Source organism: Sphingomonas sp. DC5200-1 (assembly GCF_049897245.1).
In the GTDB taxonomy this organism is placed as follows: Bacteria; Pseudomonadota; Alphaproteobacteria; order Sphingomonadales; family Sphingomonadaceae; genus Sphingomonas; species Sphingomonas aquatilis.
In genome coordinates this window covers 33,410-58,401 of sequence record NZ_JAFCVW010000004.1, presented here as the reverse complement: position 1 = coordinate 58,401, position 24,992 = coordinate 33,410, and the positions used below count along the sequence as shown (strand labels likewise).

Sequence of the window (24,992 nt, the reverse complement as noted above, 5' to 3'; positions counted from 1 at the left end):
CCGGCGGTGCGATCGCATCATGAGCGGGTTCGTCGAGCTGGTCGCGGCGACCAATTACTCGTTTCTGTACGGCGCAAGTCCGCCCAGCGACATGGTCGCCCGCGCGGTGCAACTGAAGCTTGCCGGGATCGGCATTGCCGATCGCAACACGGTCGCTGGCGTCGTCCGCGCTTATGATGCCTTGCAACGGGCGGAGAAGGGATTGCTTGGCAATGCCTTGCCGCCGATCGGCTTCCGATTGGTCGTGGGCGCGCGACTGGTGTTCGCCGATGGCACGCCAGACATCGTCGCCTACCCAGCGACCCGCCATGGCTGGGGTCGGCTCACCCGGCTGCTGACGGTCGGCAACCGGCGCGCCGTGAAGGGCGGCTGCATCCTGGGACTCGGCGACCTGGCCCGTCATTGTGAGGATCTCCTCCTGATCGCCTTGCCGCAGAGCAGTGCGACGCCGGTCGAAGCCATGCCGGATGCGATGCTCCCACCGACGCGGAGCGATGGGGGACTTGGCGCCACCCTTTCGCTGCTTATGGACATGGCGCCGGGGCGTGTGTGGCTGGGCGTCACCATGCCGCGGGCCGGTGCCGATCGGCGGCGACTGGCGGGCTATGTCGATTTGGCCCGTCGCGCCGGTGTACCGCTGCTGGCGACGACCGATGCGCTGTATGCGCACCCCGACGCCCGGCCCCTCCACGACGTTGTGACCTGTATCCGCGCAGGGCGGACGGTAGCGCGCGCCGGCCGTCTGCTGGCCGCCAATGCCGAGCGTCATCTGAAGCCACCGCAGGAAATGGCCCGCCTGTTCGAAGCGTGGCCCGATGCGGCGACCGAAAGCCTTCGTCTGCTCGATCGAATCACGTTCAGCCTGGATCAGTTGCGCTACGAATATCCGCACGAACCCGTGCCCACGGGATGGCTGGCGCAGGACTGGCTGGAACACCTCGCATGGCAGAGTGCGATCGATCGATACGACGGATATGTGCCGGACAAGTTGCTTGGGTTGTTGCGTGAAGAGTTCGCGCTGATTCGGGATCGAGAATACGCGCATTACTTCCTGACCGTGCACGATGTCGTCCGCTTCGCGCGCACACTCGACCCGCCGATCCTGTGCCAGGGGCGCGGCTCGGCGGCCAATTCGGCGGTCTGTTACGTGCTGGGCGTCACATCGGTCGATCCGATGCAGCACGACCTGCTGTTCTCACGATTCGTATCGGCCGAGCGGGACGAGCCGCCCGACATCGACGTCGATTTCGAACATGAGCGCCGCGAAGAGGTGATGCAGTATATCTACGAGCGCTACGGTCGGCATCGCGCGGCGATCGCGGCGACGGTAATCCATTACCGCCCGCGCAGTGCCGTGCGCGAGGTGGGCAAGGTGCTTGGCCTGTCCGAGGATGTGACCCAGCGACTGACCAGTACCATCTGGGGCAGTTTCGCGCATCGGCTGGAGGACAAGCATCTCAACCAGACCGGGTTCGATATCGAAACGCCCGAGATCGCCCGCCTGCGCGATCTGGTGGGGCAATTGCTCGAATTTCCGCGCCACCTGTCGCAGCATGTCGGCGGATATGTGCTGACACAGAACCGGCTCGACGAGACGGTGCCGATCCACAACGGTGCGATGGAGAAGCGGACATTCATCGAATGGGACAAGGACGATATCGACTGTCTGGGCCTGATGAAGGTCGATATCCTGGCGCTCGGCATGCTCACCTGCATCCGCAAGGCGTTCGACCTGATGGCGGCGCATGGTCTGGGGACGCACCAGCTCGAAACGATCGCCAACGACGAGCATCCCGCCGTCTACGATATGCTGTGCAAGGGCGACAGCATCGGCGTGTTCCAGGTGGAAAGCCGCGCGCAGATCAATATGCTGCCACGCCTCAGGCCGAAGAGACTCTACGATCTGGTCGTGCAGGTGGCGATCGTACGGCCAGGGCCGATCGAGGGCGACATGGTCCACCCTTATCTGCGTCGCCGCGCCGAGAGGAGGCGGTCGACTATCCCTCACCCGACCCTGCTTTCGGTCCGCCGGACGAATTGCGTAACCTGCTCAAGGACACCTACGGCGTGCCGCTGTTCCAGGAGCAGGCGATGAAGCTCGCCATCGTCGCGGCCGGTTTTACGCCGGACGAGGCGAACCAGCTGCGCCGCGCCATGGCGACATTCCGCAAGGTGGGCGGCATGGACAACTTTCAGAAAAAGCTGGTCGAGGGCATGGTCCGCCGCGGCTACAGCCGCGATTTCGCAGAGCGCTGCTACAAGCAGATCGAAGGATTCGGCAGCTACGGCTTTCCCGAAAGCCATGCGCTGTCCTTCGCAAGGCTGGTGTATGTGTCGTCGTGGATCAAATGCTTCCACCCGGCGGTGTTCGGCTGCGCGATCCTCAATTCGCAACCCATGGGCTTTTACGCGCCGGCGCAACTGGTCGAGGACGCCCGCGCGCATGGCGTGGTGGTGCGGCCGATCGACGTGAATGCCAGCGCGTGGGACAATGCGCTCGAGCGCACGGAGGACGGCGATCTCGCGATCCGGTTGGGGTTTCGGCAGATCGATGGGTTTCGGCAGGATTGGGCGACCGCGCTGGTCGATGCGCGGGGAGGGGTGCCCTTTGCGAGCGTCGAACAGGTCGCGGGCCGTGCGGGCCTGCCGACGCGGGGGCTGAACCTGCTCGCCGATGCCGATGCGTTCGGATCGATCGCGCTGCCCCGCCGTGCCGCTTTGTGGGACGTGCGGCGGACACCGCCCAAACAGCTGGCGCTGTTCGCCGCGGCGGAGGCACCCGAATTGCGCGAAGAGGCCGATCCGCCGCTGCCCGCGATGCCGATCAGCGAAGAGGTGGCGGCCGATTACCAGACGACGCGCCTGTCGCTGAAGGGCCATCCGATGCGCTTCCTGCGGCCGCTGTTCGCCGCCGAGGGCGTGCTGTCGAGCGAGCAGGCGGCGCGGGCGAAGGACGGGCGGCGCGCGCGCGTCGCCGGCGTGGTGCTGGTCCGCCAGCGGCCGGGCAAGGGCAATGCGATCTTCGTCACGATCGAGGACGAGACGGGCATCACCAACGCGCTGCTGTGGGCGCGCGATTTCGAGGCGAACCGGCGCGCGATCATGGCGGCGCGCTTGCTGGTGCTGGAGGGCGTGATCCAGCGCAGCGAGGAGGGCGTCGTCCATCTGATGACGGTCAAGGCCTATGACCGCACCGTGGAGCTTCGGCGGCTGTCGTCGGACTATGACGGCCAGATGCCCCTCGCGCCGGTGGATGAGGTGATCCGTCCGAAGCCGATCGTCAGCCAGGATCCACGCGGCCGGCATCCGCGGGATGTGCGCATCCTGCCGAAATCGCGGGACTTTCATTGAGGTCCGCCGTCGACCACTCCGATTCGTTCCATCGTCCACCGAGCGACAAGGGCAAAGCGGGAGGCTCAGGCCACCCTGCCTGGCGTCGCTTGGCTTCCACCTCAAGTCCTCCCCCGCCAGGGGGAGGTGGCGCGCCGGAGGCGTGACGGAGGGGGAGGTAGGCGGCGTCTATGCGGGTGAGTACACCGCCGTCCGCCCCCTCCGTCAGCGCTGGCGCGCTGCCACCTCCCCCTGGCGGGGGAGGAGTTGGCAGTAAAAGCCTTGGCGTCGGCGCTTGCCTGCCCCACATGGGCGCCAAGAATGGACGAAGGGAGCAAGACGTGGCCACGTTAGGACTGTCGCCAGCCGACAAGCAGGCGGTCGAGGATTTCCGCCGCGACGTCGTCGAACCGTCGATGACGTCCCTCGTCATCATCGATTTCTGGGCGGAATGGTGCGGGCCGTGCAAGGCGCTGGGCCCCGTACTCGACAAGGTCGCCGCGGCCTATGCCGACAAGGGCGTGGTGCTGGCCAAGGTCGATACCGACAAGAACCAGTTCATCGCCGCGCAATTCCAGATCAAGTCGATCCCGACAGTCTATGCGATGTTCCAGGGGCAATTGGTCGCCGACCTGACCAGCGCGCGCACCGAATCGCAGCTGCGCACGATCCTGGACCAGTTGCTGAAGCAGCTGCCGATCCAGTCCGAAGCGGCCGATGCCGCCGCCGAGATCGAACCGCTGATCGCGATGGGCGAGGATGTGCTGGCGAGCGGCGATGCCGAGCGGGCGTTGTCGATCTTCGACCAGCTGTTCAAGATGGCGCCGGACAATCCGGCCATCCTGTCGGGTCGCATTCGCGCGCTCGTCGCGGCGGGGCAGACCGACGAAGCCCAGGCCGCGATCGACGCGCTGCCCGCCGACATCAAGGACGCCGGGATCGAGCGCGCCAAGGCGGCGCTCGCGCTCGCACAGAGCGCGCCGCAGGGCGAGGACACCGCGGGTCTCGCCGCCGAGGTCGCCGCGCATCCCGACGATCACGAGCGCCGCTTCGCGCTGGCGAACGCCCAGATGGCGGCGGGCGATCGCGACGCGGCGGCCGACAATCTGCTCCACATCATCGCTGCCGAGCGCGACTGGAACGAGGGCGCGGCGCGTCAGCAACTGCTCAAGCTGTTCGAGGTCGTCGGCCTGATGGACCCTTGGGTGTCCACGCAGCGTCGCCGCCTGTCCGCGATCCTCTTCGGATGACGCAAGCGACCCGCCTGTCGATCTTTCCGCTGCCCGGGGCCTTGCTGTTCCCGGGGATGCACCTGCCGCTGCACATCTTCGAACCCCGCTACCGGGCGATGGTGTCGGACGCGATGGCGCGCGACCGGCGGATCGGGATGATCCAGCCGCTGACGATGCCGGCGACAGTCGAGGAACGGTCGGCGCTGTACGACATCGGCTGCGTCGGCAAGATCGCCGAGGTCGAGGCGCTGGACGATGGCCGGTACAATCTGGTGCTTGAGGGCGTCGCGCTGTTCCGCGTGTTGCGCGAACTCGACGTGACGACGCCGTTCCGCCAGATCGAGGCGGAGCTGCTGCCGGTGCGGGCGGACGAGACGCTGTCCCTGGGCCGTCGATCGTCGCTGGAGCAGGAATCGCGCCGCTTTGCCGATGCGCAGGGCTATGCGGTCGACTGGGACGCGGTGGGGCGGCTGGACGACGAAAGCCTGGTCAACGGCATCGCACAGATCGCGCCGTTCGACGCCGCGGCGAAGCAGGCGTTGCTCGAAGCGTCGGATATTGAATCGCGCGCGGAGCTCATCATCCAGCTGATGCAATTCTTCGGCCGGCATGACGGCGACGAGCGGGTGACGCTGCAATGAGCGCCGCCGCCCCCGCCCCACTCGATCCCTGGCTGCTCGAACGGCTGGTCTGCCCGGTGACGCACCAGCCGTTGCGCTATGACGAGGCGGCGCAGGAACTGGTGTCGGATGCGGCGGGCCTCGCCTATCCGATCCGCGACGGCGTACCGGTGATGCTGCCCGAGGAGGCGCGGCGGCTGTAGCCCGCCCGCCTTCATCTCCATCATTGCGCACCGGCCCGCGACGCACGATGTTGTTGCCATGAAAGCGGCGGTTACGGCGGTCCTCGGACCCACGAACACGGGCAAGACCCATCTCGCCGTCGAGCGGATGTGCGCGCACTCCAGCGGCATCATGGGGTTTCCGCTGCGGCTGCTGGCGCGCGAGGTGTACGACCGCGTCGTCAAGCTGAAGGGTGCCGATCAGGTCGCGCTGGTGACGGGCGAGGAAAAGATCGTACCCCCGAACGCGCGCTGGCATTTGTGTACGGTCGAATCGATGCCGGAAACCGACGTTGCCTTCGTCGGGCTGGACGAGGCGCAGCTGGGGACCGACCCGGAGCGCGGGCACGTCTTTACCGACCGACTGCTGCGGCGGCGCGGCCGCGAGGAGACGATGATCCTGGGGTCTGAAGCGCTCAGGCCGATGATCCGCGCGCTGGTGCCCGATGCCGAGATCATCGGGCGGCCGCGCTTTTCGAAGCTGACCTATGCGGGCGCCAAGAAGATCAGCCGCCTGCCCAAGCGTTCCGCGATCGTCGCGTTCAGCGCCGAAGAGGTCTACGCCGTCGCCGAGATGCTGCGGCGGCTGCGCGGCGGCGCGGCGGTGGTGATGGGCGCGCTGTCCCCCCGCACTCGCAACGCGCAGGTCGCGATGTTTCAGGCGGGCGAGGTCGATTATCTCGTCGCGACCGATGCGATCGGCATGGGCCTCAACATGGACGTCGCGCACGTCGCCTTTGCCGGGCTGCACAAGTTCGACGGACGCCGCACCCGGCGGCTGACCGTTGCCGAGATGGCGCAGATCGCGGGCCGCGCCGGGCGTCACCAGCGCGATGGCACGTTCGGCGGCGTGACGGAAGAAGGGCCGGGCGCGTTCCTGCCTGAAGAGGTGTTCGCGATCGAGGAGCATCGCTTCCCCCCGATCGGCAACCTCTATTGGCGTAATGGCGAGCCGGACTTGGCCAGCATCGACGCGCTGATCGCCAGTCTGGAGCGGCGGCCCGAACCGGGCGTGCTGCTCGCCGCGCCGCAGGCGACCGATCTTGCGGTGCTGAAACGGCTGGCGGACGAGAGCTGGGTGCGCGACCGGGTGCGATCGCCGGCGATGGTGAAGCGGCTGTGGGCGGCGTGCGGCCTGCCCGATTTCCGCAAGCTGGGGCTCGACCCGCACGCACGCTTCGTGTCGCGCGTCTTCACCTATCTGTCCGAAGGGCGCGGCGTCGTCCCCAATCAATGGTTCGCCGACGAGGTGGCACGGCTCGACACGATTTCGGGCGATGTCGAGACGATCGCCGGGCGGATCGCGGCGATCCGCAGCTGGGCCTATATCGCGCAGCGCCCCGACTGGCTCGCCGATCCCGCCGCGGGCGCCGATCGCGCCAAGGCGATCGAGGAACGGCTGTCCGACGGGCTGCACGCGAGCCTGACGCAGCGCTTCGTCGACAAGCGCACGACGGCGTTGATCCGTCAGATCGGCGCGGATGCGTCGTTGCTGCCTGTGACGATCGGGCCGGAAGGCGAGGTGCTGGTCGAGGATCATCCGATCGGGCGGCTCGATGGCTTCCGTTTCACCGTCGATCCGGCCGCGCGGGCCGCGGATCGCCGGCTGTTGCTCGCCGCAGCAGAAAAACGGCTGGTGACCGAACGCGGTCGGCGGGGCGAGGCGCTGGCGGCGGCAGATGATGCGGCGCTGACCCTCGTCGACGGCATGATCGTCTGGAACGGGCATGGCGTCGCCAAGCTGATGCCGGGGCGCTCGCTGGCGCGGCCGCAGCTGGTGCTGGAGCGCGATCTCGATTGCCTCGCCAAGCCGCAGCGTGAGGCCGTGCAGGCGCGGCTGGTCCGCTGGTTCGACGCGATGCTCCGCCGCCACGTGCCGGCACTGATCGCGCTGGCCGATATGGCGCGCGATCCGCAGGCGACGCCAGCCTTACGCGTCGTGGCCGGCGAGCTGGAGGCGGCCGGTGGGCTCGCCCCCCGGATTGCCTTGCGCGAGGCGGTGGACGGCCTGTCGCCCGACGAACGCAAGCGGCTGCGCAAGGCGGGGGTGACGATCGGCGCGCTCGACCTGTTCGATGCGCGATTGCTCAAGCCCGGCGCGGCGCGCTGGCGGACGGCGCTGCTCGGCGTGCGGGGGCCGGCACCCGTGCTGCCACGCGAAGGCGCGAGCGTGCTGGCACGTGGCAGCCCGGGGGCGCAGGTCGCTAGTGGTTTTCGACCGCTCGGCGCCCAGGCGGTGCGGCTCGACTTGGTCGAGCGGATCGCGCGCGCGGCGCATGACGCGCGGCAGGGCAGGAAGCCGTTCGCGCCCGATCCGGCGCTCGGCATTTCGATGGGCGTCGAGCCGGCGACGTTCGAACGGCTGATGGCAGAGCTGGGCTTTCGCAGCGTGAGGGGCAGCGAGGCACCGACGTGGATCTGGCAGGGGCGCCGTACGGTCCGGCGTGAGGCGCGGCCCGCACCGCCTGCGACCGGCGCCTTTGCGGCACTCGCGGGATGGAGCGGGCATGGCTGACGCGACGATGCGGCTCGATCGCTACCTGTGGTTCGTGCGGCTCGCCAAGACGCGCGAGGCGGCGCAGGCGATTGCGTGCGAGGGGCGTTTGCGCATCGACGGCCGCCCGGTGGGGCGCAGCGCGGCGCCGGTGCGCGTCGGCAATATCCTGACCTTCGCGCACCAGGGGCGCGTCCGCGTGCTGCGCGTCGAGGCGCTGCCGCTGCGCCGTGGACCGGCACCCGAAGCGCAAGGTTGCTACCAGGAACTGGTTGCGAACGTATCGCAGACACCCGCGATCGATTGACGTGAGCCGGAACGCGGCATAGCAGCCTCGCGTTCGTACCCCGTTCTTCGTCCCCTGGTTCATAGGGCGGAGATCGATCGCCCAAGGCCGCAAGGAAGCCCCATGACCTACGTCGTCACCGATGCCTGCATCCGCTGCAAGTATATGGACTGCGTCGAGGTGTGTCCGGTGGACTGCTTCTACGAAGGCGAGAACATGCTCGTCATCAACCCCAGCGAATGCATCGACTGCGGCGTGTGCGAGCCCGAATGCCCGGCCGAGGCGATCCTGCCCGATACCGAGAGCGGCCTGGAACAGTGGCTGGAGCTCAACACGACCTTCTCCGCGCAATGGCCCAACGTCACGCGCAAGCTGGACCAGACGCCGCCCGACGCGGACGCGATGAAGGGTGTCGAGGGCAAGTACGACAAATTCTTCTCGCCCGAGCCGGGTGCCGGCGACTGAGGTTGCGCGATTCCAGTGGGTTGAGCGAAGCTAAGCGACTCAACCGCGCTGGTAATTTTGTTGCGAGTGTGTTAAATGGGTCCACGACGGGCAGGATGAGTCATGCCCGATCAGGAGACACTCGTACCAACCATCCTCGTCGGTCCTGCCCAGCGGTTTTCCGCCACGGACCGTTCACGCGAGCGATGCGACCTTAGAAAGGCCCGTTCATGGCTGCCAAGGCATTGTCCTTCGATGTCGGTGATTACGTTGTTTATCCCAAGCACGGCGTCGGCCGTGTGATCGAACTGCAGAAGCAGGAGATCGCCGGAACCAGCCTGGAGCTGTACGTGCTCCGCTTCGAAAAAGAGCGCATGACGCTCCGCGTCCCCACCAACAAGGCCGAGTCGGTCGGCATGCGCAAGCTGTCGTCGGACAAGACGATGCGCGAAGCGATGGAAACGCTGAAGGGCAAGCCCAAGGTCAAGCGCACCATGTGGTCGCGCCGCGCGCAGGAATATGAAGCGAAGATCAATTCGGGCGACCTCGCGTCGATCGCCGAAGTGGTCCGCGACCTGTTCCGTGCCGACGACCAGCCCGAGCAGAGCTATTCGGAACGCCAGATCTTCGAAGCGGCGTGCAGCCGCCTCGCGCGCGAACTCGCCGCGATGGAAGAGGTGGACGAGCTGAAGGCGCAGGAAAAGATCCTCGATATTCTGCGCGCCGCCGCGGCGATCTACAACAAGGACAAGGTGCCGGCGTAAGCCGTTCGCCGCGTGCAAGCGAAGAGGGCGGCCCCGCAACGGGCCGCCCTTTTTCGTTTGGCCGGTCGTGCCCCCCTCCGAACGATCTGGTGTTTACATCTGTAGGCGATCGGCTAGCATCCGGCCACACCACGAGAGGATGCCCGCCATGAAATATCTTGCGCTTGCCCTGATCCCGCTCGCCGCCACCGCTGCGATCACCGCGGAACGCGACCATGGCCCTGGTATCGCCGGGCAGCGGCAGGGTGAGGCGATGGTCTATCCGGTGCGCGATTTCGATGCGATCCGACTGGGTGGGTCGGAACGTGTCGTCGTCCATATCGGCAATGGCTATAGCGTGCGGGCGGAGGGGCCGGCGGCGGCGTTCGTCAACTTCCGCATCGCGCGCGATGGATCGGCGCTGGTCGTCGGACGGCGCTATGACGAGCGCGAGAGCAGCGCGATGGAGCGGCAGATCGTCGTCCACGTCACCATGCCTGCACTCCGTGCCGCCAGTGTCGGCGGATCGGGCAGCCTCAACGCCGATCGCGCGGGCGGTGACCGGTTCTCGGCCGGTGTCGGCGGATCGGGATCGCTGCGCATCGACGCGCTCGATGCGCGGACCGCAGAATTCAACGTCGGCGGATCGGGGATGATCTCTGCCGCGGGAACGGTGGGGACGCTGGAGGCCAATGTCGGCGGGTCGGGCGGGATCGCCGCTACCGGTCTGCGCGCCTCCAACGCACAGGTATCCGTCGGCGGGTCGGGCACGGTCCGTGCCACCGTCAGCGGTCCGGCGCAGGTGTCGATGGCGGGCAGCGGCATGGTCGATCTGGGGCCGCAGGCGCGTTGCACGGTCAGCAAGGTCGGCGGCGGGCGGGTGCGCTGCGGCAACTGACCACAGGCGACTTGCGATGCCCCTCTATGTGTATTAATTAAGCAATACACATAGAGGGGACAGGCCATGCACCGGATTGCAATCGCGTTGATGGGAGCGGCATCGCTGACCGCCTGTTCGGTCGGCAGCGACGAGGGCAGCACCGTGCCTGCAAGCGGCAGCGGCCCGACACGTACCTATGCGGTGGAGGGGTTCGACCGGATCGCGGTGGCGGGTGGCGACGATGTCGACGTGCGCGCCGGCACCGCCTTTTCCGTGCGCGCCGAGGGGCCGGCGGACGAACTCGACAGGCTGCGCATCGCGCGTGATGGCCGCGATCTGGTCATCGGCCGCCAGAAGCGTGTGTTCGGCTTCGGCGGCGGCAAGGGCGTAAAGGTCTTCGTGACGCTGCCGCGCCTGTCCGAAGCCAATATCGTCGGATCCGGCACGATGACGGTCGACCGGATCGAAGGCACGACGTTCGAGGCGAATATCGCCGGATCGGGTGATCTCAACATCGCTGCGCTAACCACCGACGCGGCCGAGGTGAATATCGCGGGTGCGGGCACGTTGCGGGCCGGGGGAGCGATCAAGCGATTGGAGGCCAACGTCATGGGATCGGGCAGCCTCGACGCGGCGGGACTGCGCGTCGGCGAGGCGGACGTGACCGTCGCCGGATCGGGCAACGTCCGCGCCGCGGTCAGCGGCCGGGCGAAGGTGGAGCTGATGGGATCGGGCAACGTCGATCTGGGCGCGGCGGCGCAGTGCGACGTGTCGAAGAAGGGATCGGGTTCGGTCCGCTGCGGCCGATAACGCAGGCTCTTGCCGCCGCGTGGCGGCGGTGCGAGGCTGCGACCATGATCCGTCCCGTCTCCGCCCTGCTGGTCCTGTCGTCCCTCGCGCTGCCGTCGGCGGCGAGCGCGGGGGAGCGACGCGTGTCGATCGGCAGCTTCGATCGGTTGCGAGTGTTCGGTGCCTTTGAGGTGGCCGTGACGACGGGATCGCCCGGCGCGACCGTGGTGGGCAACGACGGCGCGATCGGGGACGTCGACATCCGCGTCGAGGGATCGACGCTGACGATCCGGACCGCGCGCGCCGGCACCTGGACCGAGCAGGATCGGGCGCGTCCCACCACGCCGCTGCGCATTCTGTTGTCGACGCCGCGGTTAAGCGCGATCAGCGTGACGGGGGCGAGCAAAGTCTCGGCCGCCCAACTGAAGGGCGCCAGCATCGATCTTGCCGCAATGGGCGCGGCAACGATCGGCGCCGCGTCGGTCGATGGCGATCGCCTTGCCGCGCAGCAGGTCGGTGACGGGCAGATCACGCTCGCCGGCCGCGTCGGCGCCGCGCGGCTGTTCGACGGCGGATCGGGGACGATCGATGCACGCGCCCTTGACGCGGGCGACGTGGTCGTCCGTCTCGACGGACCGGGGACCGTTCGGGCGCAGGCGCGCTATACCGCGCAGGTGACGAGTACCGGCCTCGGCACCGTCGAGGTCTCCGGCCGGCCGAAGTGCCGCGTCGTCGCGCCCGCCGGCGCCCCGGTCACCTGCGGCTGAGCGTCAGACGAAGCCCAGGTTCCAGCTCGACGCATTGTAATTGCCCATGTTGGGCAGCACCGTCGTCATGTTCCCGCCGCTGACCCCGAACCAATTCGCCAGCGTCGCGGCATATTGATCGACCGAGATCGTCGGCAGTAGGCGGCCCTGTCCCACGTCATCGGCGGTGTTGTTGCCGATCGCCGGCGGAGTGCCATAGAAGCGCCGGCCCTTCACCGCACCGCCCAGCACGAAATGATGGCTGCCCCAGCCATGGTCCGATCCGTCGTCGTTCGACTGCAACGTCCGCCCGAAATCGGATGCGGTGAAGCTCGTCACCTGATCCGCGACGCCGAGTACGACGGTGGTGTCGTAGAAGGCGCGCATCGCATCGGCGACCTTGCCCATCAAGCCGGGATGCTGCGCGACCAGATTGTCATGCAGATCGAACCCGCCGATCGACACGAAGAACACCTGCCGCTTCGCGCCCAGCTGCGACGAGACGGCGATCAGGCGCGCGACCATCTTCAGCTGATCGGCAAGGCCGTTATTGCCGGGGAATAGCGAGAAGCCGCTGGCCGGCGCTCCGGCGAGCGCGCTGGTGACCTGTGAATAGGTGTCGAGCGCGCGCTTCGAAACGCGGGCATGTTCGTCGGCGAACAGATTGCCGTTGCTGCCCGTCATCAGGCTGCGCAACGTCGCCGCCGCGACGGTCGATCCGTAGAGCGACGTCGCATTGTTGAGCAACGCGATCGGGCCGCCGGTGCCGATGGCATATTGGACCGCCGACTTGCCGGTCAGGTACACCGCATTGCCGCTGGCGTTGATGCAGGTCAGCGTCGCCGCGCCATTGCCCGACTGGAACAGGTCGCCCATCCGTCCGCCCCAGCCGCTGGTCGCGCCTTCGGGGTTGGACGCCTGGAAATAGCTTTGCTGGTCGTTGTGGCTGAAGAGCTTGGGCGGCAGCTTCACGCTGTTCGCCTGATATTGCGCCTTGGTCGTCGGCTGCACTAGCGTGCCGACGTTGAGCGCCACCGCGAGCTTGCCCGCGTCGAACAGCGGCAGCAGCGATCCCATCGTCGGCGCCAGCGCATATTGCCGCCCATTGGGCAGGCCGGTCGCCGGGTTGAGCAACGTACTGCTGAGCGATTCGCGGGTCAGCGCGATGTTCGATCGCGCCGCCAGATATTTGGCGTAGCTGTCCGCGTCATAGGCGGCGAGCGTGTTGGCATAGTCCATGCCGCCGTACAGGAAGACGCAGACCAGCGCCTTGTAATCGGTCGCGGTGGCCGCGGCGGCTTCGCCAATCGCGGCAAGGCTGGTGACGAAGGGTGTGGCGACGCCGGCAAGCCCCAAAGCGGCGGAGCGCTTCAGGAAGGCACGGCGGGAGGAATCGCGGGTCGTGTCCATAATGGTCACCGCTGCGTCAGGAAGTCGGGGGAGGCGAGCGTCAGCAGCAGGGCGATGCCGACGCGGTTGGTCGCGGCGTTGGTCGCGGTCGTCGCGACGCTGTCCACCGCCGCACGGATCGCGGTGACGGTGGCGCTGCTTAGCTGGCCGGCAGCCAGCACGACGTTGATCTCATCGACCAATGCCGCGCTGTCGGATGCCTTGGCGGTCAGGTCGCTGTAATCGGGCTTCATGTCGCCGGTGCCATTGGCGACCAAGCCCTGCATGTAGTTGACGTAGGCGACGACGCTCTGTTCGTTGGTGATCTGGAATTCGGGCGCGACGAGGCCGGCGTTGCTGATCCCGGTGGCGGGCGGCGCATAGCCGGGGCGGAAGAAATTGAAGACCGATCCGCTGCGCCCCATCGATTGGGCGAGCCGGGTGGACTGGCTGGACGTGTCGCCGAACGCCCAGGCGTTCGATGCGGAGTTGATCTTGGCGAGCCGTGCCCAGGCGGTGAGCCGCATCACCGGCTCGCGCAATTTGCCGGCGGTCGTGCCGGTCAACGCGTCGTCGCTACGCGCCTCCGTATCGAGCAGGATCGCCTTGATCACGGCCTTCAGGTCGCCGCGCGTGCCCGAGCCGTTGTTGGCGAAGACCGATGCGACGCGGCCGACATAGGCGGGGCTGGGGTTGCTGGTGACGAGCCGCTGGATCAGCTGTTTCGACACGAAGGGTGCGATGTTGGGATGCGCGAAGATCGTATCGAGCGCCTTGTCCACCGCCGCCGTACCGCCGCCGCTGACGGTGGTGCCGAGGAAGGTCGCGCTGCCGGTTTCGTTGATCGATGCGTTCATCACCAGCGGCTGGCGATAGCGATCGGGCGTCGTGCTGACGTTGCTCGCCAGGCTGAGCCCGGTGAACACGCAGGCGAGACCGCTGACGTCGGCGGGGCCGTAGGTTTCCAGCGGGGTGCCGCCGTTCGTCTTGACGCTGCCGTCCATGTTGAGCTGGTAGAGGCCTAGCGTGAACAGCTGCATCAGCTCACGCGCGTAATTCTCGTCCGGCTGCGCGCCGGTCGTCGTGTTCGCCTTGCGATTGCCGAGGAAGGTGAGGAACGATCCCATCGCCGCGTTGGTGGTGATCGCGCCCAGCAGCGTGCGGTAGTTACCGAACGCATTGTCCAGCAGCACGTCGACATACGCCGCGGTGGCGAACTGTTTCCAGTTGAGGTTCACGCCGCCGATGCCGACCACCAGCATGTCGAGCAGCGCCATGCCGATCCGCTGGCGCAGCTGACCGGGCTCGACGATCATCTGCCGCCACATCGTCGCATCGAAGCCGGTTTCGCTGTTGATGTTGGCGGCAACGTTATAGCCGTTCGCCACCAGCCAGTCCCAATGCGACGTCGCGCGCGGCAAGGCGAACTGGTCGTCGATCCAGCCTTCGTAGCGGCGGCTGATGACCGTATCGATCATGCTGCGCGTCGCGCCCATCGTGGTCTGCGCGAGGAAGCGGCTCGCCTGGGTCGCGGTGATCGCGGCGGGGGTGACGACGACCGGCGTCGATGCGGTCGGCGTCGGCGTCGACCCGCCGCCTCCGCCACCGCAGGCCGCGAGAAGCACCGCGGGCGCAATCGCGCTGCCGATCTTCAGCGCGGCGGAAGCGCCCGTCGCTCCGCCCAGGGCGATCGGTAGCGTCGGCGCATCGTCCGCTCCGGTGTCGCCCACGTCTTCCGGCGACGCCCCCGCGCCCGCCCGTTCCGCGTCCAGCATATGATTGTCGGTCCCCACCCCCGCGACGGCGGCACCCACCTGCCGACGTATCGAAGACGCCGACATCATACGTGTCAAAGTGTTAACGGATAAGCAGGGTGCGGCCTCAAGTCGGCGCATACAGAGCCGGATTGGTCGTATGCGTAACGAACCGAGGGAATGGCAGGTACGGCTCGCGCCACCCACGTCGTCACCCCGGACGTGTTCCGGGGTCCACCGCGCCGCGGGGGGATGCTTGCCCATCCTGTTCTCCGCGCGCCAATCCGGTGAGGACGCTCGGCAAAAGAAAAGCCCCGGAGGAACGCTCCGGGGCTTCGTCTCTCATCGCTGGCCCGTCACGGGAGTAAATCCCGTAAGCCTGTCCCCGCGGAGGCGGGGATCAATCGCGGCCTTGCCGCGTCGGCCGGGCGGGGCCGTGCGATCGGCTGTGCCGATCGCACCGGCGGATAGCCATCGGCTATCCGCCTCATCCCCTTAGTCGATATTCGGCAGCGTCTCGAACTGGTGGTACGGCGGCGGCGAGGACAGCGTCCATTCCAGCGTCGTCGCGCCTTCGCCCCAGGGATTGTCCGGCGCCTTCGGACCCGCGATCAGCGAATAGATCACGTTGACGAAGAAGATCGCCATGCCCGCGGCCATGATCTCATAGCCGTGCGTCGCCAGCGCATTGTAGGTCGCATAGGCATCCGGATAGTCCGGATAGCGACGCGGCATGCCCTGCAGGCCCAGGAAGTGCATCGGGAAGAACAACACGTTCACGCCGATGAAGAACACCCAGAAGTGCGCCTGACCAAGGAACTCGTTGTACATCTTCCCGAACATCTTCGGGAACCAATAGTAGAAGCCGGCGAACAGGCCGAACACGGCACCCAGGCTCAGCACGTAGTGGAAGTGCGCCACCACGTAATAGGTGTCCTGCATGTAATCGTCGATGCCGCCGTTGGCGAGCACGACGCCGGTGACGCCGCCGACGGTGAACATGAAGATGAAGCCGATCGCCCAGACCATCGGCGTCTTGAAGGTCAGCGAACCGCCCCACATGGTCGCGATCCAGCTGAAGATCTTGATGCCGGTCGGCACCGCGATCACCATCGTCGCGGCGGTGAAGTACATCTTCACGTTCACGCTGAGGCCGGTGACGAACATGTGGTGCGCCCACACGACGAAGCCGACAACGCCGATCGCGACCATGGCGTACGCCATGCCGAGATAGCCGAAGACGGGTTTGCGGCTGAACGTCGCGATGATCTGGCTGACGATGCCGAAGCCCGGCAGGATCATGATGTACACTTCGGGGTGGCCGAAGAACCAGAACAGATGCTGGTACAGGATCGGGTCACCACCGCCGGCCGGATCGAAGAAGGTCGTACCGAAGTTGCGATCGGTCAGCAGCATCGTGATCGCCGCGGCGAGCACCGGCAGCGAGAGCAGCAGCAGGAAGGCGGTGACCAGCACCGACCACACGAACAGCGGCATTTTGTGCAGCGTCATGCCGGGTGCGCGCATGTTGAAGATGGTGGTGATGAAGTTGATTGCGCCCAAAATCGAGCTTGCGCCGGCAAGGTGGAGCGACAGGATCGCCATGTCCACCGACGGTCCCGGCTCGCCATAGGTCGACAGCGGGGCATAGACCGTCCAGCCGGTGCCGGCGCCGCCGAAGAAGGGCGAGGCGAGCAGCAGCGTGAACGCCGGGATGAGCAGCCAGAAGCTGACGTTGTTCATCCGCGGGAACGCCATGTCGGGCGCGCCGATCATGATTGGTACGAACCAGTTGCCGAAGCCGCCGATCATCGCCGGCATCACCATGAAGAACACCATGATCAGGCCGTGCGCGGTGATGAGCACGTTCCACAGGTGAAGCGCGTGGTCGAGGCCGCCGTCGCCGCCGGGCAGGAAGTTCGCCCAGCCGACCAGATACTGGATGCCCGGCTGCGCGAGCTCGGCGCGCATCAGGCCGGAAATCGCGCCGCCGATGATCCCCGCGACGATCGCGAAGATCAGGTACAGCGTGCCGATGTCTTTGTGGTTGGTCGACATGAACCAGCGGGCGAAGAAGCCCGGCTTGTGGTCCGCGTCATGATGCGCGTGATCGTCGTGCGCGACGAAGGCGTTGGGGTGAAGGGCGGTATCGGTCATCTTACTGTCCCGCGTTGCCGGTGGCCGGGTTGCCGGTCGCACCCTGCGAGGTGGTGGGGGCGGCGGTCGTCGCGTTGGTGACCGGGCCGGTGGCGGCGTCGGCTGCCTTGGCTTCCGCCTGCTTGGTCGCCGAACCCTCGGCGCCCGGCTGCGGGATCACCTTGTCCGACGGCGCCTTGGTGCCGGGCATCGTGCCGCCCTTGGCCTTCACCCACGCGGCGAACTGCGCAGGAGACACCGCCTCGACGGCGATCGGCATGAAGGCGTGGCGCGCGCCGCACAATTCGGAGCACTGGCCGAAGTACAGGCCGGGTTCCTTGATCGTGAAGCTCGTCTCGTTCAGGCGGCCGGGCACCGCGTCGAGCTTGATCCAGAAGGCGGGGACCGCCCAGCTGTGGATCACGTCCTGCGAGGTGGTGATCAGGCGGATCGGCACGCCGACCGGCAGCACGATGCGATTGTCGACCGCGAGCAGGCGGGGACCGTCGGCATCGGTGCGGAACCGTTCGCCCTTGGCGACCTGGTCCTTTTCCTTCAGCATGTTGGCGGTGACTTCGAACCCGCCGTTATCCGGGTACTGATACGACCAATACCATTGGTTGCCGATCGCCTTCAGCGTCACCGCGCCCGCCGGAGCCGGCTTGAACTGCGCTTGCAGCAGACCGATCGAGGGCACGGCGATCAGCACCAGGATGATGACCGGCGCCAGCGTCCAGATCACCTCGATCGCGGTGTTGTGGCTGGTCTTCGACGGGATCGGATTGGCGGCGCGGCGATAGCGGATCACGACCCAGATCAGCAGCACCAGCACCAGCAGGCTGATCAAGATGATCAGCGGCAGCAGGATCGAATCGTGGAACCAGTGGGCGAACTGCCCATTGGTCGTCACCTGCGGCTGCAAGCCGATGCGGCCGGCGACCGGGTGGCCGACGCCGGGCTTGGCGGTCATCGCCGGCGCGCCGTCCATCGCGAGCGCAGGCGATTCCGGCGCCGCAGGCGCGGTCGCGTTGGCGGTGGTGGGGGCGATGTTGGACACGCCCGCGGGGGCGGCGGCCCCTTGCGGAGCGGGCGACGCGGGGGCCTGCGCCACGGCGCTCGCCCCCAGGCCGGTCAGCGCCAGCCCTGCGGCCAGCACGATTCCCTTGAACCTCATGCGCATGCGTGTCGTCACCCCGTTCAGTTCCCTCGCCCGCCCGGCAACGGGCCGTTATGGGCACACGAATGCACCCCTTTTGCCACGGCTATACGCGGCAGGGCGCCCCGCCTCAAGCGTTACCCCCATGTTTATGGTGGCCGGGCGCTTGAGGGGGCGGGACGGAGTACCTATGAGCGCCGACGATACGGTTTCCTGTGCGGGACGAATGACGATGACCGACGACGACGTGCTGGCCGAATTCCGCGCCGCGGACGCGCTGCTCGAAGGGCATTTCATCCTGTCGTCGGGCCTGCGCAGCTCGCGCTATCTGCAATGCGCGCGCGTGCTGATGGACCCGCGCCGCGGCGCCCGCCTGTCCGACGCGCTGGTGCAGCGCATTCCCGCCGAACTGAAGGCTAGGATCAGCGCGGTCGTCAGCCCCGCGATGGGCGGCGTGATCGCGGGCCATGAGATGGCGCGTGCGCTGGGCGTCGAGGCGATGTTCGTCGAGCGTCCCACCGGCACGTTCGAACTGCGCCGCGGCTTCCGCCTGGAGCCGGGCCAGGAGGTGCTGATGATGGAGGACGTCGTCACCACGGGCCTGTCGAGCCGCGAGGCGATCGCCGCGATCGAGGCGGCGGGCGGGCGCGTGATCGCCATGGCTTCGCTGGTCGACCGTTCGGGTGGCAAGGCGGCGTTCGACGTGCCTTTCTTCCCGCTGATCCGGCTCGACGTGCCGACCTACCAGCCCGACGCCTTGCCGCCCGAACTGGAAGCGATCCCCGCGATCAAGCCGGGGAGCCGGGCGGCATGACCGGGCATCTGCGTCTCGGCGTCAACATCGATCACGTCGCGACGGTGCGGAACGCGCGCGGGTCGGGGTATCCCGACCCGGTGCGGGCGGCGCTGCTGGCGGTCGAGGCGGGGGCGGACGGCATCACCGCGCATCTGCGTGAGGATCGCCGGCACATCACCGACGACGATATCGCGCGGCTCGCGACCGGCCTGACCGTGCCGCTCAATCTGGAGATGGCGGCGACCGACGAAATGCTCGCGATCGCGCTGAAGCACCGCCCGCACGCGGCGTGCATCGTCCCCGAAAAGCGCGAGGAACGCACGACCGAGGGCGGGATCGACGCGGCGGGGCAGTTCGAGCGCCTGTCGCCCATCGTCGCGCAGCTGCGCGAGGCGGGGGTGCGCGTCTCTCTGTTCATCGAGCCCGATGCGGCGCAGATCGATGCGGCGATCCGCCTCGGCGCGCCGGTCGTCGAGTTGCACACCGGCCGCTACGCCGAACTGGACGGCGAGGCGCGCACCGCCGAGCTGCGCCGCCTGTCCGACGCCGCGGCGCTGGCGGCGAAGAACGGGATCGAGGTGCATGCGGGCCATGGCCTGACCTTCGACAATGTCGGTCCGATCGCCGCCATCCCGCAGGTGCGCGAACTCAACATCGGCCATTTCCTGATCGGCGAGGCGCTGTTCGTCGGCCTCGACGGCGCCGTGCGGCGGATGCGCGAGGACATGGATGCCGCGCGTGGGTGAGGACTGCCTTATTTCTCTCCCCGCGCTGCGCGCAGGGAGGAATGGGGTTGTGATCGTCGGCCTCGGCTCCGACCTGTGCAATATCGAGCGGATCCAGCAGTCGCTCGACCGGTTTGGGGATCGCTTCGAAACCCGCGTCTTCACCGATGCCGAGCGCGCGCGGGCCGCGAAGCGGCCGTTTACCAAGGCCGGCACGCTCGCCAAGCGCTTCGCCGCGAAAGAAGCGTTTTCGAAGGCGGTCGGCACGGGCTTCAAGGCGGGCGTGTTCATGAAAGACATCGGCGTCGTCAACGCCCCCTCCGGCGCGCCGACGCTCAGCCTGACCGGCGGTGCAAAGGACAGGCTTGACGCCATGATCCCCGAGGGCCACCTCGCGCATGTACATCTGACCCTGACCGACGATCATCCCTGGGCGCAGGCCTTTGTGATCATCGAGGCGATCCCGGACCCCAGAGCATGAAGGAAGCGGTGTTGGACGGTAACGAGTCCGCTCAGAACGGGACGGTAGCGCCGCCGCCTGCCGAGGCGTCGCCCAAGAAGACGACCGACTGGTGGGGTGAGGTGAAGGGCATCTTCTGGCTCGTCCTGATCGTGCTCGGTTTCCACAGCTTCGTCGCCAAGCCGTTCTATATCCCGAGCGAATCGATGCTGCCGGGGTTGCGCGTCGGCGATCGGCTGGTGGTGTCGAAATTCGCCTATGGCTGGTCGTTCGTCTCGCCGACGATCCCCAACCCGGTCGCGATCTTCAAGGGGCTGGTGCTGCGCCGGCCCGAGGAAAGCTGGAGCGTCGGCCTGCCGTTCATCCAAGGCCGCCTGTTCGGCAGCATGCCGACGCGCGGCGATGTCGTCATCGTCACGCCGCCGGGTACGCAGAACGATTACATCAAGCGCGTCATCGGCCTGCCCGGCGATACGCTGGCGGTGCGTGGCGGCACGGTGATCCTGAACGGCAAGCCGATCAAACGCGGGCCGCTCCACTATGTCGACATTCCGGTCGACACCAACAGCCCGTGCAGCGAAACCGATTATTACGGTGCCAAGCGCCCGGCGCCGGGGGGCAAGGGCGAGGTATGCCACCTGCCGATCGTCACCGAAACGCTGCCGAACGGCCGCCATTACGACACCGTCGATCTGGAACCCGACAGCCCCGGCGACAATTATGGCCCGGTGACCATTCCGGCCAACCATGTCTTCCTGATGGGCGACAACCGCGATCGCTCGGCGGACAGCCGTTTCCCGCTGACCCAATTGGGTCTGGGCGGGCCGGTGCCGTATGAGAATCTCGGCGGCCGTGCGGAATTCCTGACCTTCAGCCTCGACGGCGATGCGACGCTCAACCCGCTGACCTGGTGGGGATCGCTGCGCTCGGGCCGGGCTGGCCTGTCGCTCCATCCCGCCCAGACCCACTGACGCAAGGACCATCACGATGACGGACGCGCCGCTCACGCGGGAGGCCAGCCCCAATGAGCTGCGCGATCCGTTCGTCCGGCGTGAGCTGAAGCGCGCGACCGTCTGGTTGGGCCTCGCCGGCGCGATCGCGCTGGCGGTGATCCTGGTGCAGCCGCTGCTGATCATCTTCGCCGGCCTCGTCTTTGCGGCGCTGCTCGACGGCGGCGTGCGGCTGCTCGGCAAGGTGCTTCCGATCGGGCGTGGCTGGCGACTGCTGATCGTCGTGCTGCTGACGATCGCCTTCCTGATCGGCACCTTTTATCTCACCGGCGTGCAGGTCGCCGACCAGTTCGGGCAGCTGCGCTCGACGCTGGAAACGCAGGCGAATCGCGCGGCGAGCTGGCTGAGTTCGCAAGGGCTGATGCCCGGCGCGTCCGACGTCAGCGGCATCGCCAAACAGGCGCTGTCGTCGGTCGGGCGGATCACCTCGTGGGTCGGCACCGCCTTCGGTGCGCTGACGACGATGTTCATGATCATCGTCATCGGCCTGTTCGTCGCGATGGACCCGCGCACTTACCAGCGTGGGCTGGAATGGATGGTGCCGCGCGATCACCGCGCCGAGTTCGCGACCGTCCTCGAACGCATGGGCAAGACGCTGCGTCGCCTGCTCGCCGGGCGCCTGCTCGGCATGGTCGCGGAGGGCGTGCTGACCGGCACCGCGCTGGCGATCGGCGGCGTGCCGATGGCGATGATCCTCGGCATCCTCACCGGCCTGCTCGCCTTCATCCCCAATATCGGGGCCTTCATCAGCGGCGCGCTGATGATCGCGGTGGGCTTTTCGGCCGGCACGCATGTCGGCTTCTGGGCGATCGGCACCTATGTGATCGTGCAGGGGTTCGACGGCTATGTGCTGCTGCCGATCGTCGCGAAGAAGACCGTCGACTTGCCGCCGGCGCTGACGCTGGGCGCACAGATTATGGCGAGCGCGCTGTTCGGCATTCTGGGGCTGGCGCTGGCCGACCCGATGACCGCGATGGTCAAGACTGCGTTGGAGCGCAGCGCCGAACGCGAATCGGAGCGGGACGACACCGCCGAGGGCTGACGCCGGTCAGGACAGCGGCTGGGTTGCCGGCACGGGTAATGTGCCAGGGCCTGGATAGGCCCCGCGCCGCGCCTTCTGGCTGGCGCGGACTTCGCCCGCAAGTCGATCGAACAGCATGAGATAGCGGTCGGCCGAATCGCTGCCCGGTTGCGCGACCGGATCGGGGCGCGGCGCATCGAGCCAGCGCGTCAGCGCCGCGGCGAAGACGGCGGGGTCGTCCGCCGACACCACCGTGCCGAACGCGGGCGAGGACACGATCTCGCGTACCGACGGGCTGCACGCGGTCGATACGACCGGCGTCCCCACCGACAGCGATTCGCGCAAGACGCCCGGCACGCCTTCGTAGTCGGAGGGCAGCGCGAGCACGCGGGCCGCCGCCATCGCCGCGATCGGGTCCGCGACATGGCCCGGCAGATGGACGCGGTTCGCCAGCCCCGCCTCGCGCGCCTGCCGCTCCAGCGCCCCGCGCAATTCGCCCTCGCCCAGGATTACGACCTGCACGTCCTCGGGCATCAGCGGCAGCGCGGCGATCAGCCGGTCCCAGCGCTTCTGCGGCACCAGGCGGCCGACGCCCAGCACGACGCGGCCCGGCGGCAGCGGGATCGCCGGCGCGGTGGGATCGATAATCCGCGGCGCGGGTGGGTTGGGGATCACGCTGGTGCGCCGCTGCATGCCGGTGAGGCGCGCGGCCTGCGCCGCGGTGGCGGGCGTCATCGCGACGAGATGGTCGAGGAACCGGCCATGCTGCGCCAGCCACAGCCGATGCGCGGCATCCGCGACGCGGCCATGGTCGCCGCGCGTCACGGCGTTGGACAATTTCCCGACGATCGGCGGGCAGTCCGCACCCAGCCGCCAGCGCAGCCAGGCGGCGACCAACGTGTAATGGCTGCCACCGCAGAAAATGAGATCGGGGTCATGTTTGCGGACCCAGTCGGCGATTCGCGCCTGCGTCAGATAGCCGCGATTGCCGAGCGGCACGATCTCCAGCCCGGGTGGAATTTCGGACGCCAGGGGGCCGCTGGCATCGCCGATCGCGAGCGTGACGCGACGTCCGGCGGCCAGCCAGCCGCGCGCAAGGCGCAATTGCGCACGCTCGACGCCGCCACCGGCCAGGTCCTGCGCATAGGTGAGGATGTGGGTCGCGGCCATGGTTCGTTACGCCTCTTGCCATATTGCTGCCCGAGACGACAGTGAAAGGGAATTCATGTGCAAGTCGGCGCGCTGCCGGCTACATCGCGCCACCTTCATGTTCGGACCACTGGGTGCAGATCGATCATAAAGCAGACGGGTTCCCGGACCAGACCGAACCGTCCTCCTCCTCTGATATCGACGGGCTGCAGCCCCTGAAGACGATTCGCAGCCGCTGGCCGGCGATCATCGGCGGGCTGGTGACGCTCGCCATGCTCGGCGGTCTCGCGCACGAGCTGCTGAGCTCGGGGCTGGACGGTCTCGAGCGGGCGACGCCGCACAGCCCGTGGTTCTATCTCGCATTCCTGGCGCTGTATTTCATCCCGCCGCTTGCGGATTACTGGATCTTCTACCGGCTGTGGCGGATTCCCGCGGCGGGCTTCGTCGCCCTCAACAAGAAGCGCATCTCGAACGACGTCGTCATGGGCTATTCGGGCGAGGCCTATTTCTACGCCTGGGCCCGCCAGCGGGCGCAGCTGGTCGCGGCGCCGTTCGGGGCGGTGAAGGACGTGTCGATCCTGTCGGCGATCGCGGGCAATGCGGTGACGCTGGCGATGATCGCGATCGCACTGCCGGTCGGGCGCAACCTGATCCCGCACGACATGGTCCGCTACGTCTACGGCAGCCTCGCGGTGATCTTCGGCACGTCGCTGCCCTTCCTGATCTTTTCGCGGAAGGTGTTCTCGCTGCCGCGCGCCGACCTGTGGGCGGTGTTCGGGATCCACTGCCTGCGCCTCGTCGGCGGGGCGTTCTTCCTGGCGCTGGCCTGGGCGCTCGCGATGCCCAGCGTGCCGCTCGGCATCTGGGTGTTCCTGTCGGCGGGGCGTATGTTGTTCTCGCGCCTGCCTTTGCTGCCCAACAAGGACCTCCTTTTCGCCAATTTTGCGATCCTGATGATCGGGCAGGATCAGGCCTTGTCGGAGCTGATCGCCTTCACCGCCGCCGCCGTGCTGTTGCTGCACGCGGTGCTTGTGCTGGGGTTCAGCCTTTACCATCTCGCGACCAGGAAACGGGTATGAAGACGCCGGATATGACCAAGCGCGCGATCCTCGCCGCGGCACTGCTGATGGCGGCAACGCCGGCTGGCGCGCAGGTGCTGGGCAGCGATGCCGCGGCGTGCAGCGCCGGCGGCGGGTCGGCGATCCTGGTGCAGGTGACGGGCCTGAAGGACCGCAAGGGCCGCATCAAGCTGGAACTGTATCCGGCGACCGAGGCGGATTTCCTGAAGGACGACGACAATCTCGTCGCCGAGGGCAAGACCTTCCGCCGCGTCTGGGCGAACACGCCGGGTAGCGGCCCGGTCAACGTCTGCATCCGCGTGCCGCGCCCCGGCCGCTATGCGCTGCTCGTCACGCACGACCGCGACGGCAAGAACAAGTTCAACTTCTTCCAGGACGGTGCCGGCTTCGTCGGCACGGGGAAGCTCGGCATGTCGCGGCCCAAGGTGGATCAGGCGATCATCGATGTCGGCGGGGGCACCGTGGAGCGGACCGTCCGCATGCAATATCTGCGCGGCCTGGGCGGGTTTGGCCCGGTCAAGGGCGACTGAGC

Annotated in this window: 23 protein-coding genes and 1 pseudogene; 19 read left to right on the top strand and 5 right to left on the bottom strand. The window is 67.5% G+C overall.

The window, feature by feature from the left end:
* Nucleotides 1-19: 19 nt before the first annotated feature.
* From ACP7A3_RS09245 to ACP7A3_RS09190, 12 genes and pseudogenes are all read left to right on the top strand, one after another.
* A pseudogene (locus tag ACP7A3_RS09245) lies at nt 20-2,166 on the top strand (PHP domain-containing protein); the annotation flags it as partial.
* Nucleotides 2,155-3,351 (top strand): OB-fold nucleic acid binding domain-containing protein, encoded by a 1,197-nt coding sequence (locus ACP7A3_RS09240; RefSeq protein ID WP_426255656.1) that lies wholly within the window; start codon nt 2,155-2,157, stop codon nt 3,349-3,351. The pseudogene ACP7A3_RS09245 and the gene ACP7A3_RS09240, both read left to right, overlap by 12 nt.
* 320 nt (nt 3,352-3,671) lie before the next feature.
* Nucleotides 3,672-4,580, top strand: coding sequence for a tetratricopeptide repeat protein (locus ACP7A3_RS09235; protein WP_426255382.1), 909 nt, complete (start codon nt 3,672-3,674; stop codon nt 4,578-4,580).
* Nucleotides 4,577-5,203, top strand: coding sequence for an LON peptidase substrate-binding domain-containing protein (locus ACP7A3_RS09230; protein WP_043061143.1), 627 nt, complete (start codon nt 4,577-4,579; stop codon nt 5,201-5,203). The genes ACP7A3_RS09235 and ACP7A3_RS09230 overlap by 4 nt, the downstream gene beginning before the upstream one ends.
* Complete coding sequence (locus ACP7A3_RS09225) at nt 5,200-5,385, top strand: Trm112 family protein (RefSeq protein ID WP_426255381.1); 186 nt, start codon at nt 5,200-5,202, stop codon at nt 5,383-5,385. Before ACP7A3_RS09230 ends, ACP7A3_RS09225 begins: the two co-directional genes overlap by 4 nt.
* A 58-nt stretch (nt 5,386-5,443) precedes the next feature.
* Nucleotides 5,444-7,918: a helicase-related protein gene (locus tag ACP7A3_RS09220; protein ID WP_426255380.1), complete on the top strand. Its 2,475-nt coding sequence runs from the start codon at nt 5,444-5,446 to the stop codon at nt 7,916-7,918.
* Nucleotides 7,911-8,204, top strand: coding sequence for an RNA-binding S4 domain-containing protein (locus ACP7A3_RS09215; protein WP_426255379.1), 294 nt, complete (start codon nt 7,911-7,913; stop codon nt 8,202-8,204). The genes ACP7A3_RS09220 and ACP7A3_RS09215 overlap by 8 nt, the downstream gene beginning before the upstream one ends.
* A gap of 102 nt (nt 8,205-8,306) precedes the next feature.
* Entirely contained in the window at nt 8,307-8,648 is a 342-nt protein-coding gene (fdxA, locus tag ACP7A3_RS09210) for a ferredoxin FdxA (protein ID WP_017980629.1), read from the top strand.
* 209 nt (nt 8,649-8,857) lie between these two features.
* On the top strand, nt 8,858-9,391 hold the full coding sequence (locus ACP7A3_RS09205; protein WP_017980630.1) for a CarD family transcriptional regulator: 534 nt from the start codon (nt 8,858-8,860) through the stop codon (nt 9,389-9,391).
* Nucleotides 9,392-9,539: 148 nt separating this feature from the next.
* Nucleotides 9,540-10,268, top strand: coding sequence for a GIN domain-containing protein (locus ACP7A3_RS09200; protein WP_426255378.1), 729 nt, complete (start codon nt 9,540-9,542; stop codon nt 10,266-10,268).
* Nucleotides 10,269-10,334: 66 nt separating this feature from the next.
* Nucleotides 10,335-11,060, top strand: coding sequence for a head GIN domain-containing protein (locus ACP7A3_RS09195; protein WP_020486648.1), 726 nt, complete (start codon nt 10,335-10,337; stop codon nt 11,058-11,060).
* A 44-nt stretch (nt 11,061-11,104) separates the two neighbouring features.
* Complete coding sequence (locus tag ACP7A3_RS09190) at nt 11,105-11,806, top strand: GIN domain-containing protein (protein ID WP_426255377.1); 702 nt, start codon at nt 11,105-11,107, stop codon at nt 11,804-11,806.
* A 3-nt stretch (nt 11,807-11,809) separates the two neighbouring features.
* Here ACP7A3_RS09190 and ACP7A3_RS09185 read toward each other — a convergent pair whose 3' ends face one another.
* The 4 genes from ACP7A3_RS09185 to coxB form a co-directional block, all read right to left on the bottom strand.
* The gene (locus ACP7A3_RS09185; protein ID WP_426255376.1) at nt 11,810-13,195 is read right to left on the bottom strand and encodes a DUF1501 domain-containing protein; all 1,386 of its coding nucleotides are present in this window, start codon (nt 13,193-13,195) and stop codon (nt 11,810-11,812) included.
* Nucleotides 13,196-13,200: 5 nt separating this feature from the next.
* Nucleotides 13,201-14,949, bottom strand: coding sequence for a DUF1800 domain-containing protein (locus ACP7A3_RS09180; protein ID WP_426255375.1), 1,749 nt, complete (start codon nt 14,947-14,949; stop codon nt 13,201-13,203).
* Nucleotides 14,950-15,423: 474 nt separating this feature from the next.
* The gene (gene ctaD, locus ACP7A3_RS09175; RefSeq protein ID WP_426255374.1) at nt 15,424-17,085 is read right to left on the bottom strand and encodes a cytochrome c oxidase subunit I; all 1,662 of its coding nucleotides are present in this window, start codon (nt 17,083-17,085) and stop codon (nt 15,424-15,426) included.
* A 1-nt stretch (nt 17,086) separates the two neighbouring features.
* Nucleotides 17,087-18,238 (bottom strand): cytochrome c oxidase subunit II, encoded by a 1,152-nt coding sequence (gene coxB / locus ACP7A3_RS09170; protein WP_426255373.1) that lies wholly within the window; start codon nt 18,236-18,238, stop codon nt 17,087-17,089.
* 214 nt (nt 18,239-18,452) lie between these two features.
* Between coxB and pyrE the strand changes: the two genes are divergently transcribed.
* Genes pyrE through ACP7A3_RS09145 form a run of 5 tightly spaced genes read left to right on the top strand, consistent with a single transcriptional unit; the run spans nt 18,453 to nt 22,253 of the window.
* On the top strand, nt 18,453-19,034 hold the full coding sequence (gene pyrE / locus ACP7A3_RS09165) for an orotate phosphoribosyltransferase (protein ID WP_024310309.1): 582 nt from the start codon (nt 18,453-18,455) through the stop codon (nt 19,032-19,034).
* Nucleotides 19,031-19,762 carry a pyridoxine 5'-phosphate synthase gene (locus tag ACP7A3_RS09160; RefSeq protein WP_017980639.1) on the top strand — a complete coding sequence of 244 codons (732 nt, stop codon included), beginning with the start codon at nt 19,031-19,033 and terminating at the stop codon, nt 19,760-19,762. Before pyrE ends, ACP7A3_RS09160 begins: the two co-directional genes overlap by 4 nt.
* Nucleotides 19,763-19,811: 49 nt before the next feature.
* Nucleotides 19,812-20,222: a holo-ACP synthase gene (acpS, locus tag ACP7A3_RS09155; protein WP_017980640.1), complete on the top strand. Its 411-nt coding sequence runs from the start codon at nt 19,812-19,814 to the stop codon at nt 20,220-20,222.
* Nucleotides 20,219-21,172, top strand: a complete 954-nt coding sequence (lepB, locus tag ACP7A3_RS09150; RefSeq protein ID WP_426255372.1) for a signal peptidase I — start codon at nt 20,219-20,221, stop codon at nt 21,170-21,172. The genes acpS and lepB overlap by 4 nt, the downstream gene beginning before the upstream one ends.
* A gap of 16 nt (nt 21,173-21,188) precedes the next feature.
* The gene (locus tag ACP7A3_RS09145; RefSeq protein WP_043061155.1) at nt 21,189-22,253 is read left to right on the top strand and encodes an AI-2E family transporter; all 1,065 of its coding nucleotides are present in this window, start codon (nt 21,189-21,191) and stop codon (nt 22,251-22,253) included.
* A gap of 6 nt (nt 22,254-22,259) precedes the next feature.
* Here ACP7A3_RS09145 and ACP7A3_RS09140 read toward each other — a convergent pair whose 3' ends face one another.
* On the bottom strand, nt 22,260-23,402 hold the full coding sequence (locus tag ACP7A3_RS09140; RefSeq protein ID WP_426255371.1) for a glycosyltransferase: 1,143 nt from the start codon (nt 23,400-23,402) through the stop codon (nt 22,260-22,262).
* A gap of 113 nt (nt 23,403-23,515) precedes the next feature.
* Here ACP7A3_RS09140 and ACP7A3_RS09135 point away from each other — a divergent pair, with 113 nt between their 5' ends.
* Nucleotides 23,516-24,460 (top strand): hypothetical protein, encoded by a 945-nt coding sequence (locus tag ACP7A3_RS09135; RefSeq protein ID WP_017980644.1) that lies wholly within the window; start codon nt 23,516-23,518, stop codon nt 24,458-24,460.
* Nucleotides 24,457-24,990 carry a DUF2141 domain-containing protein gene (locus ACP7A3_RS09130; RefSeq protein ID WP_017980645.1) on the top strand — a complete coding sequence of 178 codons (534 nt, stop codon included), beginning with the start codon at nt 24,457-24,459 and terminating at the stop codon, nt 24,988-24,990. Before ACP7A3_RS09135 ends, ACP7A3_RS09130 begins: the two co-directional genes overlap by 4 nt.
* The last annotated feature ends 2 nt before the right edge of the window (nt 24,991-24,992 follow it).

What these genes read in the sequence shown, in the direction of transcription:
- ACP7A3_RS09240 (WP_426255656.1), top strand. Translation starts at nt 2,155, where the DNA reads ATGGCGACATTCCGCAAGGTGGGCGGCATGGACAACTTTCAGAAAAAG.
- ACP7A3_RS09230 (WP_043061143.1), top strand. Translation starts at nt 4,577, where the DNA reads ATGACGCAAGCGACCCGCCTGTCGATCTTTCCGCTGCCCGGGGCCTTG.
- ACP7A3_RS09225 (WP_426255381.1), top strand. Translation starts at nt 5,200, where the DNA reads ATGAGCGCCGCCGCCCCCGCCCCACTCGATCCCTGGCTGCTCGAACGG.
- ACP7A3_RS09220 (WP_426255380.1), top strand. Translation starts at nt 5,444, where the DNA reads ATGAAAGCGGCGGTTACGGCGGTCCTCGGACCCACGAACACGGGCAAG.
- ACP7A3_RS09215 (WP_426255379.1), top strand. Translation starts at nt 7,911, where the DNA reads ATGGCTGACGCGACGATGCGGCTCGATCGCTACCTGTGGTTCGTGCGG.
- fdxA (WP_017980629.1), top strand. Translation starts at nt 8,307, where the DNA reads ATGACCTACGTCGTCACCGATGCCTGCATCCGCTGCAAGTATATGGAC.
- ACP7A3_RS09205 (WP_017980630.1), top strand. Translation starts at nt 8,858, where the DNA reads ATGGCTGCCAAGGCATTGTCCTTCGATGTCGGTGATTACGTTGTTTAT.
- ACP7A3_RS09200 (WP_426255378.1), top strand. Translation starts at nt 9,540, where the DNA reads ATGAAATATCTTGCGCTTGCCCTGATCCCGCTCGCCGCCACCGCTGCG.
- ACP7A3_RS09195 (WP_020486648.1), top strand. Translation starts at nt 10,335, where the DNA reads ATGCACCGGATTGCAATCGCGTTGATGGGAGCGGCATCGCTGACCGCC.
- ACP7A3_RS09190 (WP_426255377.1), top strand. Translation starts at nt 11,105, where the DNA reads ATGATCCGTCCCGTCTCCGCCCTGCTGGTCCTGTCGTCCCTCGCGCTG.
- ACP7A3_RS09185 (WP_426255376.1), bottom strand. Translation starts at nt 13,195, where the DNA reads ATGGACACGACCCGCGATTCCTCCCGCCGTGCCTTCCTGAAGCGCTCC.
- ACP7A3_RS09180 (WP_426255375.1), bottom strand. Translation starts at nt 14,949, where the DNA reads ATGCTGGACGCGGAACGGGCGGGCGCGGGGGCGTCGCCGGAAGACGTG.
- ctaD (WP_426255374.1), bottom strand. Translation starts at nt 17,085, where the DNA reads ATGACCGATACCGCCCTTCACCCCAACGCCTTCGTCGCGCACGACGAT.
- coxB (WP_426255373.1), bottom strand. Translation starts at nt 18,238, where the DNA reads ATGAGGTTCAAGGGAATCGTGCTGGCCGCAGGGCTGGCGCTGACCGGC.
- pyrE (WP_024310309.1), top strand. Translation starts at nt 18,453, where the DNA reads ATGACCGACGACGACGTGCTGGCCGAATTCCGCGCCGCGGACGCGCTG.
- ACP7A3_RS09160 (WP_017980639.1), top strand. Translation starts at nt 19,031, where the DNA reads ATGACCGGGCATCTGCGTCTCGGCGTCAACATCGATCACGTCGCGACG.
- lepB (WP_426255372.1), top strand. Translation starts at nt 20,219, where the DNA reads ATGAAGGAAGCGGTGTTGGACGGTAACGAGTCCGCTCAGAACGGGACG.
- ACP7A3_RS09145 (WP_043061155.1), top strand. Translation starts at nt 21,189, where the DNA reads ATGACGGACGCGCCGCTCACGCGGGAGGCCAGCCCCAATGAGCTGCGC.
- ACP7A3_RS09140 (WP_426255371.1), bottom strand. Translation starts at nt 23,402, where the DNA reads ATGGCCGCGACCCACATCCTCACCTATGCGCAGGACCTGGCCGGTGGC.
- ACP7A3_RS09130 (WP_017980645.1), top strand. Translation starts at nt 24,457, where the DNA reads ATGAAGACGCCGGATATGACCAAGCGCGCGATCCTCGCCGCGGCACTG.